This window comes from Devosia sp. 2618 (assembly GCF_040546815.1).
Classification (GTDB): domain Bacteria; phylum Pseudomonadota; class Alphaproteobacteria; order Rhizobiales; family Devosiaceae; genus Devosia.
This window is the reverse complement of the sequence record NZ_JBEPOO010000001.1, coordinates 3,533,641-3,550,693: the sequence shown is the minus strand read 5'-3', so window position 1 is coordinate 3,550,693 and position 17,053 is coordinate 3,533,641. Positions and strand designations below refer to the sequence as shown.

Genomic DNA, 17,053 nt, shown 5'->3' with positions numbered 1-17,053 from the left:
GAGAGGGATTACCATGTTCTATAAGGCAAAGACATCGAAGCGGCTGATTATGGCCACCGTTCTTGCGGGGGTTGGAGTGAGCATCGCGCCCACTCAGGCGGGCGAAATATTCGACGCAATACAGGACCGCGGCGTTGTACGCTGTGGCGTTCAGGCAGCCTGGACCGGCTTCTCCTACACCGACGAAGCGGGCAGCTGGAAAGGCTTCAGCGTCGACATCTGTGCGGCTCTGGCCGCAGCGATGTTCGGTGATGCCACCAAGGTGGAATATGTAGCTGGTACGGTCGGCGAGCGCTTGCCCAAGGTTCAGGTTGGTGAACTGGATCTCGCCGTCCAGCTTTCCGCGCAGATGTCTCGTGAAGCTGGAATGGGATTGCGATTTGTGCGCGAAACCTTTTTTACCGGTCAGGGCTTCATGTTCCCAAAGGAACTCGGCATTACCGATCCTGAGCAACTCGATGGCGTAACCGCCTGTATCCAATCCGGCACATCATCCGAACTCCAGACACCGCAGTTCTTCAATGAGCGCGGGCTTGAGTTCGAGAGCATCGCATTCGACAATACGCCCGCCATGCTCAACGCCTACCAGGATGGGCGCTGTGATGTGATCTCACTGGACCAGTTCGCTCTGGCCGGTTTCCGTCTGGGCCTGCGTATTCCAGACGACCACATTGTTGCTGACCCGATCTACACAGCCGTCTATAGCGGTCCGTTTATCTCAGACCGCGATGCGCAGTGGCACAACGTGGTGCTCTGGACCATCAACGCGATGATCCAGGCCGAAGAGCTTGGCATCACCAGCGAGAATGTCGATGAAATGCGCAGTAGCCAGAACGGCGATATTCGCCGGTTGCTCGGCGAAGGCGGCGATATTGGCCAACTCATCGGCCTGCAAGCCGACTGGGCCTACAACGTGATTAAGCAGGTCGGAAATTATGGCGAAGTCTACAACGCCAACCTCGGCCCAGATACGGCGATCAACCTAACCCGAGGCAAGAATAGACTAACGGATGATGGTGGTTTGCTATGGGCTCCACCCGTCCGTTGACGCTAAGCAAGGACCTATAGAATGGCCGATAAGACAATCACCGGATTGCTCTATAGTCCTCGATTCCGGGCCCTGGTTTTCCAGGGCCTGGTACTGGCCGCACTCGCTTTTCTGATCGGGAGCGCTGTACAGACGGTATCGGCCAATCTTTCTCGCTTGGGTATCAGTTCCGGTTTTGATTTCCTAAGCCGTGAAGGCCATTTCGGCATCGGGCAGGCGCTGATCGAGCACAGCGACAGCTCCACCTATTTCGATGCGTTCAAGGTGGCGTTGCTCAACACTCTTTTGGTGGCAGGGCTCGCAATCGTCACGGCGACGATCCTCGGCTTTGTTATCGGTTTAATGCGGGTATCGAAAAATCCGCTCTTCGCGCTGCTGGGAAAGGTTTTCGTCGAGTTCAACCGGAACATCCCGCTGCTGCTGCATTTGCTATTCTGGTACTATGTCACGCTGACAATGTTGCCCGTCGTGCGCGAAAGCTTGGTCTTGGGCGATGTTGTGCTCAATCGACGTGGCCTTTACCTGCCGCGCCCATCGCTGGATGCCTCTGCCAATGGCGTGGTTCTGGGGCTGGTCGCAATGCTGTTCGCTGTCGGCGTTGGCGCCTTTATCGCGTGGTTCAGACGTGGCAATGCCAGTCGTGTTCCGGGTAGGGTGCTGCTTTCCGTGACCGCAGTCTCAATTGTCGTAGGTTTCTGGGTCGGCATGTCCCAACTCACTTGGGAAACTCCCGCACTATCGGGGCTGACCTATCGCGGCGGGCTACGTATGCTGCCCGAACTAGTGGCGCTCTGGTTCTGCCTGACACTCTACCAAAGTGCGTTTATTGCTGAGATCGTGCGGTCGGGTATCCAGTCGGTTGAGAAAGTGCAGTACGAAGCGGCGGAAGCGCTGACGTTCACGTCGGGCAAGATGTACCGCTACGTGGTTATCCCGCAGGCAGCACGTGTGATCCTACCGCCCTATACGGGCTCGGTGCTCAACATCATTAAGGACACCTCGCTCGGTGCCGCTATTGGCTATCCCGAACTCATGCAGGTGTTCTGGAGCACGGTGCTCGTTCAAACCGGTCAGGGCATCGAAGTCGTGGTCATCACACTGGGCACTTACCTCACGATCAGTCTCGTCTTCGCCTTGCTGATCAATCTTTACAGCCGCAGATTTGCAATTCCTGGACGCTGAGCGATGCAATTAACCTCACCGCGCCTTAGCCCCGGTATGCGCCGCATGCTAACCTCGCCGACCAGTCTCGTCGTACTGGTTCTGCTCGCTTGGTTGTCTTGGCTTTATTTTGCGCCAGCGCTTAGCTGGCTAGTTTTCAACGCGGACTTCGTTGGTCAGACCGCCGCCGATTGTACAAGCGGCGGGGCATGTTGGGTCTTCATCAAGGTTCATCTCAACCGCTTTACCTTCGGTAACTATCCGTTGGCCGAGCAGTGGCGCGTCTTGGTTGGTTTCGGGCTACCGGTCTTGGCCGCCATCGTCGTCTATCTCTGGAAGACCATGCCTAGGCGGCAGCTGTTTGGCTCGGTTCTCATTGTGCTGGGCCCCTTCTTTACGCTGGCGGCGCTGCATGGCGGGTTCTTTGGTCTGCGTTTCGTGGCTGCTAATCAGTGGGGTGGTTTGCTGGTCACGCTCGTCGTTGGTGGACTTGGCATTCTGCTGTCGCTGCCAATTGGTGTGTTGCTTGCGCTTGGGCGTCGTTCCAACATGCCGCTTATTCGTATTCTCAGCACTATTTACATCGAAGTCTGGCGCGGTGTGCCGCTGCTTGGCGTTCTGTTCATGGCCACGCTGTTACTGCCGTTAATGTTGCCGGCCGGGAGCACGGTGCCACTTTTCTATGCCGTCATGGCAGGTATCATTCTCTATGCGGCTGCCTATCTTGCCGAGGTGATACGGGGCGGATTGCTCAGTATCGGTCGCCTGCAGTTCGAAGCCGCTGACGCGCTGGGCTTTGGCTATTGGAACAAAATGCGGACGATCATTCTTCCACAGGCCTTATCAAACGTGTTGCCGGCCATGGTCGGTATTTTCATTGCCTTGTTCAAAAGCAGTACCATTGTGCTGGTCGTGGGCGTCTTTGACCTACTTGGTATCGTACAGAACGCGGCGCAGAACCCAGATTGGGCCGGCTTCTTCACCGAGGGCTATCTTTTCGTCGGCCTCGTCTTTTGGGTGATTTGCTACAGCGTGTCGATGTTCGGCCAATCCCATGAGCGCGGTCGCAACAGGAGAAATCACGATGTCTGATAAAACCACCACGCAGGGCCACGGCGAACCCGCCATAAAGATGATCGGTGTCGAGAAGGTCTATAACAACTTTCACGCCCTGCGAGGCGTAGACCTCAAAATTGCCCGCAGCGAGCGTGTTGTTATCTGCGGTCCCTCTGGTTCGGGTAAGTCGACGCTTGTTCGTTGCATCAACCGGCTGGAATGCCATGATGCGGGGCAGATTCTTGTCGATGGCGTCGAGCTGACCGACAATCTTCGGACGATCCGCCAAATTCGTCGCAAGGTCGGCATGGTGTTCCAGAACTTCGGTCTTTTCCCTCACATGACCGTGCTAGAAAATCTGACCATTTCTCCACGCGTCAACCTCGGCGTGTCCGAGGAACGCGCGCGAGAGCTGGCTATGCGCTATCTCGAGCGCGTACGCATCGCAGATCAAGCCCAAAAGTATCCCGGCCAGATGTCAGGCGGTCAGCAGCAGCGCGTGGCGATTGCCCGAGCGCTTTGCATGGAGCCCGACATAGTGCTGTTCGACGAACCCACATCGGCACTTGATCCCGAGATGATCAAGGAGGTCCTCGACGTGATGGAAGAGCTCGCCGGCGACGGCATGACGATGGCCATTGTCACCCACGAAATGGGCTTTGCCCGCAACGTTGCCGACCGGGTAGTCTTCATGGACCGTGGTTCTATCGTCGAAACAAGCACCCCCAATGAGTTCTTCACCAATCCCCAACATGAACGCAGCAAAACGTTCCTTAAGCAGGTGATCGGGCATTAGCCTGTCCTATTTCGCCACGCGTTGAAACGTGCAGAGCAAGCAATGTGACAAATGCTTCGCACTGCTGGCATTCACGGATCAGGTTGAGCACTAAGGTTTAAGCTTGAGGCTCGCACCCAAAAATAGTCGGTCTAATGAGACAATAATATCCAACCTGCATTTGCAGCTTTCAAGCACAGCCGAACGTCCGAGATGGCGGGCGGTGTTGATCTTGTCAGCGAAGGAATGGCAGCTCTTAGAATCTCTGGCTTAGGTAGTAAAGACCGGGATGACGTCGGAAGTCGGCAGGCAGCTAGGCACATTTTCATGCATAGTGGTCCTTTCTTAAGCGGACAAGGGCATTGGGAAGTGCTGAGGCTGAACGAGTTCCCCGACTTGTTTAAGAAGCTCGGATGCATCCAGACTTACTGCCTTAGTTATGAATACGCGACCTCCATGCGGTTCGGATTGTATCGGCCAGCACGGCCTAGAGGGCATACCCAGTCTATGGGCGCTCCTTCGCGCCACTGGTATATTCAGCGAAGCCTTATCTAGCTAGCTCTACCTCGTCCCTACGCCGAGACGGTAATAGCCCAAACTGCGTGGCGACGATTTCCTTACATACTCAGCTGATTGATCAGGCCTTCGATCAAATCTTGCCCGAGGTCATCCGTGGGAGGCGTGACTTGCGGTGCCATGAGGTCTGTTACGTCGCCCGCTGGCGCCAATGGCGTTGGCGGAAGGGGGGCCAAACGTCCTGGCTCCCTTGGATCCGGCCTGGGAAGCATGATGTTCACGGACTGCGGCGCTAGCAAGGCGGTACTCTCCATTGGAGGCGGCGCAATCTCGCTCGGCGCGTCAGAGCCCGAAACCTGCTGCCTCAGGATCCCGCCGAGAACCGAGTTTAAGAACGTCTGTTCAGTTGGTGGCGTGTTAGCGTCCCCAGACAGTCCCTGGCCGCCAATCAATTGGCCGATTGTGTCACGCAGACCTTCATCTCTTAGTCCGCCCGTCTCGCCGCCGAGGCCCTCGATTACGTCAGACGCACCGCCGGTCAGGCCACCGACGTCGACGCCCAGCTGTGACAGGGCCTGCAGTGCCCGGCTGGGATCGGCCAGAATAGCGGAAAGGTCTGGATAGATGCTGGGACCCGATAGCGGTCCATTGATGATGATCGGCATCCCGAGACCGGAGACGTCGAAGTCACCGCCTTGTCCGTCCAGGGAGCCCACCACGCGTGGGTCCAGGCGAATGTCTATGGTCTGGGCGGCCAGATCGACGCTGCCTGTGCCACTCATTCGGACAAACGGACCGAGCACGCGGATGGTTTCTGCCTTGGCGACGCCATTAGCAATGTTGACCGCCACGGACAGTTCGGAGAATTCGGTCTTGGTACTGGCGTCCTGGGAATAGCCGGAGCCGATCAGGGAGCGCACATTTCGAACCAGGCTTGCAACGTCGATACCGCGCAGTGCCCCATTCGTCACCACGACATTGACCGGACCATTGAGCGAGCGGGCGAAGGCCTGGCTATCGCCCCCGGCGCCGCTCACCTGGATGCTCGCCTTGAGTTGCCCCTCGATCTGCCCAAAACCGGCGGCGTCCGACAACAGCGGCAGCGCCTGCACGTTCTCCATGGCGGCGGCGACATCGATGGACGGAACATTACCGGCACCATTGGCCGTGACGTTGGCGGTGATGATGCCTTCGTAAAAGCCCGCCGGCGGTATGTTGAGCTTGGCAACACCCTCCGCGACCGACAGCGTGGCCGTGGTCGGCCCCACCTTCACGTCGCCATAGGCTAACTGGTTCGCTGAAAAGCGAATGTCGGCATTGAACAACCGCAACACGGACAAGTCGATTGCTGCGGGGCCGGATGCCGACGAGGCCGAAGCTGCCCTGCCGCCGCCGGTCAGCGTGCGAAGATCGAGTGTATCAACCGACAGGGATGCGGTGATGCTCGGCTTGCCCGCCATCGCAACGGACAGGGAGCCATTGGCTCGAATGTCATCGAGACGGATTGTTGCGTCGGTCATGGCGAACTGGTCACTGCCTGCCGAGATGCCGCCAGAAAAAGCAAACTGACCCAGTGGGCTTCCGACCGACTGTCCCAGCCAGCCCAGCGCGCGGGTCAGCGATGGCGTTGCGATGTCGGCTTTGCCACTCACCTGGCCGGTAGGCGTGACCGTGCCGGAGAAACTGGCAGTGACCCGTTGGGACTTGAGGTCGAATACCACGGCGCCCGGTTGCTCCCACAGGAGCTGGGTCGGCGTGAGCGAGGTTGAAAAGGTCACGGCTTCGCCGTTCCAGCGCGCCGATCCGGAGGCGCTGAGTGGCTGGCGGATATCCTCGATCCGAACGCTGGCCTGCAGCGCGTCCACTACACCCGCGCCCTGGCCGGCGATGGAGGCAAGCTGGGGCACATCGACTTTGCCGTCGGCGAGCGAAACCGATCCCCGCAGGTTGAGTGAATTTCGAATTGCCGTCCCATCCAGGCCTTTGAAGGCATACTGGAGTTCGGAGGACAGCTGACCCGTCAGAGGCGATTGCTGGCCCAGCAGCGCGGCGAGCTGTTCGATGTCGATGGATAAAAGATTGAGTGAGCCGCTGGCGACGGAGGGGGTGGCATTGGCATCCAGGGCGACGCTCGCGACGAGGCTGCCGCCGGCAATGCTGGCTGAGTCTACGGTCGAGACGAGGCGGCCTTCCTGGAGCCGCGCGGCGAAGACAACATCGTGCGCGACAGCGTCACCCACCTGCAGTGCCTCGGCATGTAGCTCCAGATCGGCATCCAGCGCTTTCAGCGCCGAGAGGTCGGGGCCGCCGGACGGTGCAGTGCCGGGGGCAGTGGCCGCCGGCGCTTCACCTGCCTGTGTGGGTTGGAAATCCGCATAAGAGAGGATACCGGCTTTGACGCGGGCAACGATAGTGGGTCGCTCGCCCGGGACATAGCTGGCGTCCAGCTGCATCTTTTGACCCATGCTGTCGATTTCGCCGCCGGTTACGCGATAGCTGCCGTCTTCAGCCAGCTGAATATTGCCCGATGCCTTGACGTCGGCGAGCGCCGGATGCACCGGCTGAGACGCCTTGGCCGAAATGGAGAACGTGGCGGGTTGCCGCACCAGCAGGTCGCGCAGTGAGCCGATCTCGGCGCCGACCTCCATTCGGTTGCCGTCCATGACGCCGGACACGGCAATCGAGGCAGGCATGCTGATGCCGGGGAAGGAAAGCCGCACGTCAATGTCACTGGCAATGGCGGCGATTATCCCGGCTTGGTCCTGCGACACCTCGCCCTCGGTGACCACGATATGATCGATCGAGACCTTCTCCAGATATCCGGCAAGCACCCGGAAGATGTCGTCAGTCCCGGCCTCTTGTGGTTTGGCCTCCCTGTTGCCGGCGCCGGCGGACAGAACAATGCGGGGGCTCCGTATCTCGATCCCGGTAATCTGGATCTGGCCAGAGAAAAGCGCCAGTGGGGCGACCGATGCGACTGATCGCGCGGCTGTCATCGCGAGGGAGCCATCCTCAGCCGTATAGGCGAAGTCTTCGACGACGATGCCAAAGTCGGGCACCACGGAAAAATGGAGCGGCCCATTGAGGGCAATCGTTGCACCAGAGGCGCGAGACAACTGGTCGGCAAGCGCCGTCCTCAGCGCGGTGGAATTGATTGCCAGAGGCAATACAAATACCAGAGCCGCAAGCGCCAGGGTAAGAGATCCCACGACCACAGCTATTTTCTTCATGTCGGCGCCTCCGGCATTAAGGCGAATGAACGAGGTCTACCGACTGCCTACGATTGGGATCGGGTCACGGTGCTTAGTCAGCACTACCGCAAATGACGATCTAATTCGTTAACCACTGATTGGGCGCCTGAGGGCCTTTAGGAGATCGATCATAAGCGAACCCGGCTTCGATTTCAGAGCTACTGGTGAACGCCCGGCGCTGGCTCATCCGAGCAGCGCCGCATATGCCATCGGATCATCGACGGGCAAGGGTTGCGTGATGCAGAATTCATGCAACGTGGCGCAAGCGAACCGCTGCTTGGGCCAACGATACATACTACGCGTGGCGGCCCTCAAGGCTCTGCGTCGTCAGTGCATGGCTATCCTTTCGAAGGAGAAGCTGAAACGACCTATTGGTGCCCACAATGTTGTGTGCGGGAAACTGCGCCACTGGAGCTCCCTGCCAAGGGGCACGGTGCGACGGCGGTCTCATAGGTTCGATAAAGCTAGGCATCTGGGACGCTTCCTGCTGTCGGAGTCACGCTGCGGATCCGCTGTCGTCTCCGTCCGCTATTGACATCCTGATCGCCGAAAGCTCTCTGTCGGTAACCGACCCCATTGCGGGTCCCATGAAGGAACTGGCATTCATCCCAAAAGCAGTTGTTAACCGACTGTATCCTAGTCGATTGCCGCCGTGTGATCTTGTTCAAGTCCTGTCGAGCGATGGTCCGCGGATTTCGGCTGCCACATACATGAACGCATTCCATTCACGGACATAAATTCAGTTCACAAATGCCGTTTGCGGCACTTCAGGTAAGTGGATTGCGGGCGGGCTCTCCAGAGTGCAGACCTCACCAGCGTCGACAACCAAGCACGCATCATTACCTGGATAGTGAGGATCTGGCGGCTGGACGATCCAAAAATGCAGCCCAGTCAAATCGATAATGGCTGGGCGACACGCCTCCATCTGTTCAGAGCGGCTCACCCATAACTTCAAGACCAGCTGCACTGATCGGGTAGCATAGTCGATCGTGCATTTGTGGAGTTCTGCATCATGAATACCGCTGGGCAACGAAATGGCAGTTCGTCCAGAGTCATCAGAATTGCACCACAAAGCACCCCACTACCGAGACCGCAATCTGCCTTGGTCGCTATTTCAGAGCGCTTGCAGACCAAAGCTATGCAGAAATACGGGCGCTCTAAGTGAGTGCTGGCAGATTACCTTTTGACTTCAATTTAATAGGTGTTCGTGCTTTACTCGGACCGGCGCGCCATTTCTTCTTTTTGTTAGATTGAACATCAGTTCAAACGGGCAGCAACGGCACGGTAAAACGCACGTGGCTGTTGTTGCCGCGTGCGTTGCCAGATCATCTTTTTTGGGCCGTTTTACCCCACCCAGTTTTCTGCGATCCAGGCGCTGACGGTGCCGAAGTCTGTAGGCTCGGTGGTGTCGATGCGGCGCGTTGGGCCGCGATCCAGAGGAGTGGCGCGGGCGGCCAGGTCGCCGAGCTCGGGTAGGTAGGCCGCGCCGGGGTGGCCGGGCAGGCGGTCGCCGAGCCGGGCGGCGTAGCGGTCGACAATGGTGTTGGGCGGCGCGTGGCACCAGAGTTCAAGCGTTTCGGTAACGCCGGCCATGGCGAGATAATCGTCCAGTACTTCGCGCGGCTGGAATCCGAACCAGGCATCGACGATAACCGTCGTTCCGGCGGGTGCATCGGCCACTAGCGACCAGATGGCCTTGTAGCTGGCTTTGCCCAAGGTGCGGTTGAACGGCCGATCGACGCCCTCAATGACTTCCAAAAACGGGTTCTTGATGGTGTCTAGCGTCAGCAGCGGCCAGCCGGTACGTTCCGACAAAGCATGCGCCACCCGGCTCTTGCCGCTGGCAGGCACGCCATTGACCAGAATGGCCCGCTTGCCCTTGGGGCCCGAAAGCCGGTCCATCGCGCATTGCGCAGCGCCGATCACGCCCGCATCATCGCCCAGTTCTGCAGCCACAACGGGGCTGTCATACCAACATGCTTCCGGTGCAATGGCACTCAAGGCTGCAACCGCCTGTTTGCCCATGCCGCCGCCGAGAATGACGAGATCGGGATCAAGCGTTGCGACCAGACTGTCGACGGCACGGCGCAATGGGCCGGCCCAAGCCAGTAGAACGGCGCTGGCGACTTCATCGCCCGCATCACGCGCTGCGAGCAGGCTATCGGCGCTGGTGCCAACAGGTAGCCCGGCCTCAATGACATGGCGACCAAAGGCCGTGCCCGAACTCAGGGTTTCAACGCAGCCATGCCGCCCGCAGGCACAGAGCCGACCATTGGGTTCGACGACGAGATGGCCAAGCTGCCCGGCCGCGCTGCGGCCGCGCATCAGATGGCCGTGTTCGAGTGCGGCGCCGCCAATGCCGGTGCCGATGGTTAGCATGACGATATTCTGCTTGCCGCGCCCGGCGCCGAAGGCCGCTTCGCCCAGCAGAGCCATGCTGCAGTCGTTTTCCAGCACGACGTCAAGACCGGTCGCTTCGCGCAAAAGCTGCGCGAAGGGGAGTTTTGATAGATCGACATAACCGCCCGACAAGACAGCAGCACTAGTGCTGTCCACCCGTCCGGGCACGCCAACGCCAATGCCGGTGACACCGCTGTCCATCACCTGCCCGATCAAGGCAACCGTGGTGGCCAGCACGGCTGCGGGATCGGAAGAACTTGGGGCGCGCGCGCTGGCCAGAATGCTGCCTTTGTCGCTCACCCTGGCGGCGCGCACATGCGTGCCGCCGATATCGACGCCAATTGCCGTTGTGCCCATGACGACCTCCCCGATCGATCAGGCAACCTGCCGGTTTTCCCGGCTATAGCGCGCGATGACCGCCTGAATTTCACGCAGGCGCGGCACCGCAATGGTCTGCAACCGCTCGCGGGTCACGGCCCGGTCGAGCGAAATGCAGTCCTTCCACAGCGACCGTCCGGCGATAACGCCAGACGCGCCATTGTGCATGGCGATCTCGACCTGTTGCAAGAAGGTTGCGTGGTCCACGCCAGCCGACAGGATTGCCCATGGCACGTCACCACACATCTTGGTGACTGCGGCGCAGGATTCTGGCGACCCTGGATAGGGCAGCTTGAGAACTTTCGAGCCGACATCAAGGCAAAGGCGGGTGCCGCCTTGGATCAGTTCGGGGATCTTGGCTGCATAAGCTTCCTTGCTTTCGCCTTCGAGCGCATAGGTCAGGAATTCGACCACCAGCAGCAGGTCTTCGCTGGCGAAGTCGGCGATGACGCGTTCTAGCGTTGCCATATTGGCTGTGTTTGCAGCGGGTGTGTCGGAGCGCAGATAGATCATGATCTTGCCGCCGGTGCCGCCAAACTGGCGCACGGTGCGGGCGGTAATGCCATCGACCATCTTGGAAATGCGGTAGCCTTCGGGCGATACGTCCCAGCCGGAGGCATCGAGCCCGATCAGTAGGGCGGTGTCACGGCGCAGCACGCCCTCATCGACCACTTGCGGCACGGCGCAGATCGGATCAACCAATACGCAGGAGGCTTCGCTGGCCAGATAGCTGGTAATGTCGGCCTTCGTATTGCCCAGTACGTCATTGCCGATCTTGGCCTGCGCCTCCGGGTCGGCGGCCAAAAGGGTCCGCATGCCGCCGCGCTGGTCACAGGCAATGACCATCATCGCGCCGTCGCGCCCGCAGATCTGGTGGTAGCCACGTCTTTCGGCTGTTGTCATGCGCGCCATGAAATTCTCCTCAAAATTTGGGCAGCAAGGCGCCTGGCACGCAAAATGGGTTTTGCGCGGCAATTGCCTATCGATGGGGTTTGGGCGATAACGCTCTATCGTTGAGTGATGTGTAACACATTGCTGAAAGGAATTTCAAGCTGTCTTTGCAACCCGGGGATGCTGGGGTTTCCCGCTCCATGATGCATGCGGTCGCCAAGCTGCATTACGAGAGCGACATGAGCCAGGTCGAGATCGCGCGCCGCATGGGCGTGTCGACGGCGACCATTTCACGTCTGCTGCAGCGCGCCCGGGCCGAAGGCATCGTGCGCATCGAGATCCGCGATATCGTCGCGCCTGAAGCGCTGCGCGATCGGCTGGTGGCGGCTTTGGGGCTGAAGCGCGCAGCGGTGATCGACGCGCCACCGGCCGGTGTGCTCGAAGCTTTGGCGGCGCCTTTGGGCGACGTGCTGCGCGATGCTGGATTGGGCGTTGGCTCGGTTTTGGCAATCGGCTGGGGCCGGGCGGTCAGTGCCGTCATGCAGACCGGATTGCCCTCCCTGCCGGGCGTCATCACCGTGCCGGCAACCGGCGGCATGCAGCAGCACGCCCCCCATTTCCAGGTCAACGAATTCGTCCGCCTTGCCGCCGAGCATATGGGCGGCACGCCCCATTTCATTCACGCGCCGTATCTGCCATCGGCCGAAACCCGTGCCGCTTTCCTTGCCGACCCGGCTATCGCCGATAGCGTGGCCCTATGGGATCGCATCGATGCTGCCATCGTCGGCGTCGGTCTGCCGCATGCCGTCAATGCCCCCGAAGCCAGCGCCGCGACGCCCAGCGAGCAATTGCTGAGTGATGCGGCGGGCGACGTGATCCGCCACTATTTCGACCGCAATGGCACGCTGATCGAGTGGGAGGGCGAGGCCCGCATGATCGCTGCCTCCGTCGCTCAGCTGCGCAAGGCGCCGCTGGTCATCGGCGTGGCGGCTGGCGAGAACAAAGCCGGTGCCATTTTCGGCGCCGCCAAGGCTGGCTTCATCAGCGCCCTGGTCACCGACGCCCGCACCGCCGAAGCAATCCTCCAGATCACCGGCTAACATCGCGCCTGCCATTGGCCGCACCGACCGCCCCCCCAACAGGGCGGCGGTGGCTTTGTCGTGCCCGTCATCAAATACACCCGAATCTTTCACCGCGTAAAATTTGATATTTGCGCGCACTAATCTGTTGACAGTGACGCCGCGCCGTGGAGTCCTATGCAGGTGGATCACCGGAGCAACCGGGACCACAGAGGAATGGCGGCGCGAGGTCGTGTCGTTGAGGAGATTTGCCGATCACCGGACCGTGCCACCCGCTTTATCGCGGGCTTGACATGACGTGTCTCGATGTGAAGTAAATTGCAGAAGAAAATTTCACTTGACGATTTCGTTGCGTCGGGATGAGATATGTTAACTGGATAAACAAATTTTTTGTCCAGCCGAATGACTGTCAACGAACAGCTCAATGAGGGAGGAATCCATGGAGCGTCGTTCTATTCTCAAGGCGGTAGCCGCTGCTGCACTCGTCACCACGATGGGTGTCGGCATTCTGCCAGCCCATGCGCAGGACAAGAAGTTCACCATCGCCCTGATCCCGGGCCTGACCACTGACGGCTTCTACATCACCATGCGCCGTGGCGCCGAGGCTGCGGCCGAAGCGCTGGGTGTCGAGCTGGTGTTCCAGGGCGGTCCAGAGTTCAATCCGGTGGTTCAGGTGCCCGTGCTCGATGCCGTTATCGCGCGCAAGCCCGATGCCATCCTGATCGCGCCGACCGATACCACCCAGCTCATCGAACCTCTGCGCAAGGCCAACGAAGCCGGTATTCCGGTCATCACCGTTGATACCTTTATCGGCACCGGCAGCTACCAGACCGGCGCTGGCGAAGCGGACTTCCCGCTCTCCTACATCGCATCCGACAACGTGCTCGGCGGCCGTATCGCTGCCCGCGCTCTGGCCAATGCCATCGGTGGCGAAGGCAAGGTTTTCGTGTCCAACGTCAACCCTGGCATTTCCACCACCGACCAGCGTGAAGCCGGCTTCAAGCTGGAAATGAAAGAGAACTTCCCCAAGGTGGAAGTGCTCGAAACCCAGTTCAACAAGAACGACGCCAACAACGCTGCCAGCCAGGTGCAGGCCGTGTTCGCCCGTAACGCCGATCTCAAGGGCGTGTTCGGGGCCAATCTGTTCTCTGCGCTCGGTGCCGCCAATGGCGTGCAGCAGGCCGGCCAGACAGGCACGATCAAGGTTGTTGCCTTCGACGCACCAACCAGCATCGTCGACAACATTAATACGGGTCTGGTCGACGTGGCCATTGCCCAGCATCCAGCCGAAATCGGTTACTACGGCGTGGTGTCGGCTTATGCCCACCTCACCGGCCAGTCGATCCCGGTCAATATCGGTACGGGCTTTACCATCATGGACAAGTCCAACATCGCCGATCCTGACATCGCCAAGTACCTCTACACCGAATAAAGCGCGTCCCTCCCGGCCCGGTTCCTCTTCGGAGGGGCTGGGCTTGGACTCGTCTTACGCCCGTGGCTTTGGCCTTGAGCGTGGCAATGCCCAACGAGGTACTACTCAATGACTGCTCCGGACACGCAGGGTTCCCCTGCCCAAGGTCACGTCGCGCCCCAGGCCGACCACGCTGACCGCGCCAAATCCACTTTGCAACGTATTGCCGATCTGCGGGCCTGGCTGTTCCTGGCCGCTCTGGTGCTGGGCTTTGAAGCCTGGGCCCGGCTGAGCTTTGGTGGCACCTTCATTCTCAACCCGTTCAACCTGCAGTCGATCGCCGTCTTTGCGGTCGCCCCCATGTTGCTGGCAACGGGCCAGACCTTCGTCATCATCTCCGGCGGTATCGATCTGTCGCTCGGCTTCATCATGGGGCTGGCCGCCGTTGTCGCTGCCCATGTGATCAACTGGGCCGCCCCGATGATGGGCGCACCAATGGCCGTGCTGTTCGGCGCGCTGGTCGCCATTCTGGTCGCTGGTATTCCCGGGACGGTCAACGGCCTACTGGTGTCCCGGCTGCGTGTGCCGCCGTTTATCGGCACGCTGGGCATGTTCGGCGTGGCGCGCGGCGTGGCCTTCCTGCTCGCCGGTGGCACGACTGTTCCGGTCAAGAACGAGTTCTTCGCGGCCCTGGGCAATGGCCGTATCTTCAACATTCCCTACGTCGTCATCGTCACGCTGATCTTCGTTCTGGTGATGCATTACCTACTCAGCCAGACCCGGTTCGGCCAGCACAACTACGCCATCGGCGCCAATGCCCAGGCGGCACGCCGCGCCGGTATCGACATCAAGTGGCATCTGCTGCGCCTCTATATCCTCTCCGCCATGTGCGCCGGTCTCGCCGGCGTGCTCTATTCGGCCCGCTTCAGTGCCGGTGCCGCACAGGCCGGCGAACCCCTGCTGCTCGATAGCGTTGCGGCGGTGGTCATCGGTGGCGCCAGCCTCTTTGGTGGCTCGGGCACCATCTTCGGCACGCTCGCCGGGGCGCTGGTGATCGCGGTCATCCAGTACGGTCTGGTTTTCGTCAATGTCGAGCCGTTCTGGCAGTTCATCAGTGTCGGCGTCGTCATCATCATTTCGGTTCTGATCGACCAGGCACAACGCCGGTTCAGCGGAGGTCGCCTCGATGAGTAATACTGCTGAGCCGCTGCTCGATATCCGCAATCTGTCCAAGAACTTTGCCGCAGTGCAGGCGCTTCGCGATTTCTCCATGGTCGTGCGACCCGGTGAAGTGGTGGCGCTTGCCGGTGATAATGGCGCGGGCAAGACCACGCTGATCAAGGCCATCTCGGGCGTCTACAAACCCTCCTCCGGCGAAATTCGTCTGCGGGGTGAGCCGGTGAGCTTTTCGACGCCACAAGAGGCGCGCGACAAGGGCATCGAGACCATCTACCAGGACCTGGCCCTGGCCGATAATCTCTCCATCGGCGCCAATATCTTCCTCGGCCGCGAACCGATGCGCAAAGCCTTTGGCTTCCTGCCGGTGCTCGACCGCAAGAAGATGGCTGACGCAGCCAAGTCGACCATGGCGCTGCTCGATTTCCATGTGAACCGCATGGAAGCCCCGGTCAGCAACTTCTCGGGTGGCCAACGTCAGGCCGTCGCCATCGGTCGTGCCGTTTATTGGGACGCCCAGATCCTGATCATGGACGAACCCACGGCCGCGCTCGGCGTGCCGGAACAGCGCAAGGTGGTGTCATTGATCCATCAGCTTAAGGCGCAGGGTCGTGGCGTGATTTTTATCTCGCACAATCTGCAGGACATCTTTGCCGTGTCCGACCGCATCGTCGTGCTGCGGCGCGGCGTGCAGGCGGGCGAGCGCAAGATCTCCGAAACGACGCATGACGAAGTGGTCAAGCTGATGGTGGGCGGCTAGGCCGCCCATCTAGGCCGATGCGCGCAGCACCAGTTCGGCATTGAGCAGAATATGATGGCCCTGCATCCGCGGATCTTCAAACACCCTGCTGCTATCGAGTTTGGACAGCAGCAGGGTAATCGCCAATCGACCCATCTCCGTCGTGTTCTGCGACACCGTCGTCAGCGGCGGCCAGATATAGTCGCTGAACGGCTGGTTATCGTGACCCGCGACCCGCAGGTCGCAATCAGGGCCGATGCCCACCTTGAGCCCTGCCTGATTGACCGCCGCCAAGACGCCAAAGGCCACGCGGTCATTGGCGCAGAGGATGATCTTGCTGGGAAAACCGCCGCGCGACAGGATCGTGTTGGTCTGGTCGAACGCCGTGCGCTCAAAATCCCAGGTGTCGGCCGGTTCAAGCTCGATAAACAGCGGCTCAAGCCCGCGCCGCTCCATGGTCGCCGCATAGGCAGTGCGCCGCTCGATGCCATTGGTGGTCACCCAAGGCATGTCGAAATAGGCCGGCCGATCGCCAAGCCGTGTCAGATAGTCGGTGATCAGCGCCATGCTCTGGGCATTGTTGGTGCCGATGAACGCTTCTTCCTCGTCGAACGGCGCGTCGATGAAAACGATGGGAATGTTGCGCGCCAGCGCCTTGATCTTGTCGTGGTGGATCTTCTGCTTGCCGATGGCGACAGGCGCCATGATGACCCCGGCCACATTGAGCGCGGTGAGGCTCTCGATGGCCTCAGCCTCAAGCTCGGCCTTGCCGTCAGAGCTGAACACAAAGGTCAGATAACCCGCCGCGCTGGCCTCGGCTTCGATCTGTCGGCGCAGGCCCATATAGAACGAATCCAGCGAACTGGGAAAAATCAGGCCGATGATCTTGGAGCGCCGACGGTTGAGATTGACCGCAAAAATATTGGGCCGAAAGCCGGTTTCGGCCAGCCCGGCCTCGATCTTTTCGCGCACCTTCACCCGCACCGAACTCGCGTCCTGAAAATACTTCGACACGGTCGGCCGCGACAGGCCCACGGCCTTGGCGAACTCTTCCATGGTGCGGATTTGCTTGGTCGTCATCGGCGGTCAACTCCAGCGCCCAACGGTCAGCGCCACAGCCTTCTTGCTGGCACTCCGCCCCCGCCCTGTCAAACATCATTTGACGCGCGCTA

The 17,053-nt window shown here is 60.1% G+C and carries 12 protein-coding genes; 8 read left to right on the top strand and 4 right to left on the bottom strand.

What is annotated here, in order from left to right; all coding sequences use genetic code 11:
- The first annotated feature begins 13 nt into the window (after positions 1-13).
- The 4 genes from ABIE28_RS17565 to ABIE28_RS17550 all read left to right on the top strand — a co-directional run bounded on the left by ABIE28_RS17565 (position 14) and on the right by ABIE28_RS17550 (position 4,061).
- Entirely contained in the window at positions 14-1,048 is a 1,035-nt protein-coding gene (locus ABIE28_RS17565; protein WP_354065170.1) for a transporter substrate-binding domain-containing protein, read from the top strand.
- Positions 1,049-1,069: 21 nt separating this feature from the next.
- On the top strand, positions 1,070-2,230 hold the full coding sequence (locus tag ABIE28_RS17560; RefSeq protein ID WP_354065168.1) for an amino acid ABC transporter permease: 1,161 nt from the start codon (positions 1,070-1,072) through the stop codon (positions 2,228-2,230).
- Between the two features lie 288 nt (positions 2,231-2,518).
- Entirely contained in the window at positions 2,519-3,301 is a 783-nt protein-coding gene (locus ABIE28_RS17555) for an amino acid ABC transporter permease (protein WP_354065166.1), read from the top strand.
- Positions 3,294-4,061, top strand: a complete 768-nt coding sequence (locus ABIE28_RS17550; RefSeq protein ID WP_354065164.1) for an amino acid ABC transporter ATP-binding protein — start codon at positions 3,294-3,296, stop codon at positions 4,059-4,061. The genes ABIE28_RS17555 and ABIE28_RS17550 overlap by 8 nt, the downstream gene beginning before the upstream one ends.
- A gap of 596 nt (positions 4,062-4,657) precedes the next feature.
- On the opposite strand, the gene ABIE28_RS17545 is transcribed toward ABIE28_RS17550, so the two are convergent.
- The 3 genes from ABIE28_RS17545 to ABIE28_RS17535 all read right to left on the bottom strand — a co-directional run bounded on the left by ABIE28_RS17545 (position 4,658) and on the right by ABIE28_RS17535 (position 11,497).
- Positions 4,658-7,786: an AsmA family protein gene (locus ABIE28_RS17545; protein ID WP_354065162.1), complete on the bottom strand. Its 3,129-nt coding sequence runs from the start codon at positions 7,784-7,786 to the stop codon at positions 4,658-4,660.
- 1,365 nt (positions 7,787-9,151) lie between these two features.
- Entirely contained in the window at positions 9,152-10,564 is a 1,413-nt protein-coding gene (locus tag ABIE28_RS17540; RefSeq protein ID WP_354065160.1) for an ROK family protein, read from the bottom strand.
- 18 nt (positions 10,565-10,582) lie between these two features.
- Positions 10,583-11,497, bottom strand: coding sequence for a tagatose-bisphosphate aldolase (locus ABIE28_RS17535; protein WP_354065158.1), 915 nt, complete (start codon positions 11,495-11,497; stop codon positions 10,583-10,585).
- Positions 11,498-11,676: 179 nt separating this feature from the next.
- Between ABIE28_RS17535 and ABIE28_RS17530 the strand changes: the two genes are divergently transcribed.
- The 4 genes from ABIE28_RS17530 (at position 11,677) to ABIE28_RS17515 (ending at position 15,902) form a co-directional block, all read left to right on the top strand.
- Positions 11,677-12,576: a sugar-binding transcriptional regulator gene (locus ABIE28_RS17530; RefSeq protein WP_354065156.1), complete on the top strand. Its 900-nt coding sequence runs from the start codon at positions 11,677-11,679 to the stop codon at positions 12,574-12,576.
- Between the two features lie 418 nt (positions 12,577-12,994).
- Positions 12,995-13,987: an ABC transporter substrate-binding protein gene (locus ABIE28_RS17525; protein ID WP_354065154.1), complete on the top strand. Its 993-nt coding sequence runs from the start codon at positions 12,995-12,997 to the stop codon at positions 13,985-13,987.
- Positions 13,988-14,095: 108 nt separating this feature from the next.
- Complete coding sequence (locus ABIE28_RS17520; RefSeq protein ID WP_354065152.1) at positions 14,096-15,160, top strand: ABC transporter permease subunit; 1,065 nt, start codon at positions 14,096-14,098, stop codon at positions 15,158-15,160.
- Positions 15,153-15,902: an ATP-binding cassette domain-containing protein gene (locus tag ABIE28_RS17515; protein ID WP_354065150.1), complete on the top strand. Its 750-nt coding sequence runs from the start codon at positions 15,153-15,155 to the stop codon at positions 15,900-15,902. The genes ABIE28_RS17520 and ABIE28_RS17515 overlap by 8 nt, the downstream gene beginning before the upstream one ends.
- Before the next feature lie 9 nt (positions 15,903-15,911).
- Here the strand turns inward: ABIE28_RS17515 and ABIE28_RS17510 are convergent, their stop codons facing one another.
- On the bottom strand, positions 15,912-16,937 hold the full coding sequence (locus tag ABIE28_RS17510) for a LacI family DNA-binding transcriptional regulator (protein WP_354066477.1): 1,026 nt from the start codon (positions 16,935-16,937) through the stop codon (positions 15,912-15,914).
- Positions 16,938-17,053 lie beyond the last annotated feature (116 nt).

Bases quoted from the DNA above. Each gene is read 5' to 3' on its own strand.
- ABIE28_RS17565 (WP_354065170.1), top strand. From the start codon at position 14: ATGTTCTATAAGGCAAAGACATCGAAGCGGCTGATTATGGCCACCGTT.
- ABIE28_RS17560 (WP_354065168.1), top strand. From the start codon at position 1,070: ATGGCCGATAAGACAATCACCGGATTGCTCTATAGTCCTCGATTCCGG.
- ABIE28_RS17550 (WP_354065164.1), top strand. From the start codon at position 3,294: ATGTCTGATAAAACCACCACGCAGGGCCACGGCGAACCCGCCATAAAG.
- ABIE28_RS17545 (WP_354065162.1), bottom strand. From the start codon at position 7,786: ATGAAGAAAATAGCTGTGGTCGTGGGATCTCTTACCCTGGCGCTTGCG.
- ABIE28_RS17540 (WP_354065160.1), bottom strand. From the start codon at position 10,564: ATGGGCACAACGGCAATTGGCGTCGATATCGGCGGCACGCATGTGCGC.
- ABIE28_RS17535 (WP_354065158.1), bottom strand. From the start codon at position 11,497: ATGGCGCGCATGACAACAGCCGAAAGACGTGGCTACCACCAGATCTGC.
- ABIE28_RS17530 (WP_354065156.1), top strand. From the start codon at position 11,677: ATGATGCATGCGGTCGCCAAGCTGCATTACGAGAGCGACATGAGCCAG.
- ABIE28_RS17525 (WP_354065154.1), top strand. From the start codon at position 12,995: ATGGAGCGTCGTTCTATTCTCAAGGCGGTAGCCGCTGCTGCACTCGTC.
- ABIE28_RS17520 (WP_354065152.1), top strand. From the start codon at position 14,096: ATGACTGCTCCGGACACGCAGGGTTCCCCTGCCCAAGGTCACGTCGCG.
- ABIE28_RS17515 (WP_354065150.1), top strand. From the start codon at position 15,153: ATGAGTAATACTGCTGAGCCGCTGCTCGATATCCGCAATCTGTCCAAG.
- ABIE28_RS17510 (WP_354066477.1), bottom strand. From the start codon at position 16,937: ATGGAAGAGTTCGCCAAGGCCGTGGGCCTGTCGCGGCCGACCGTGTCG.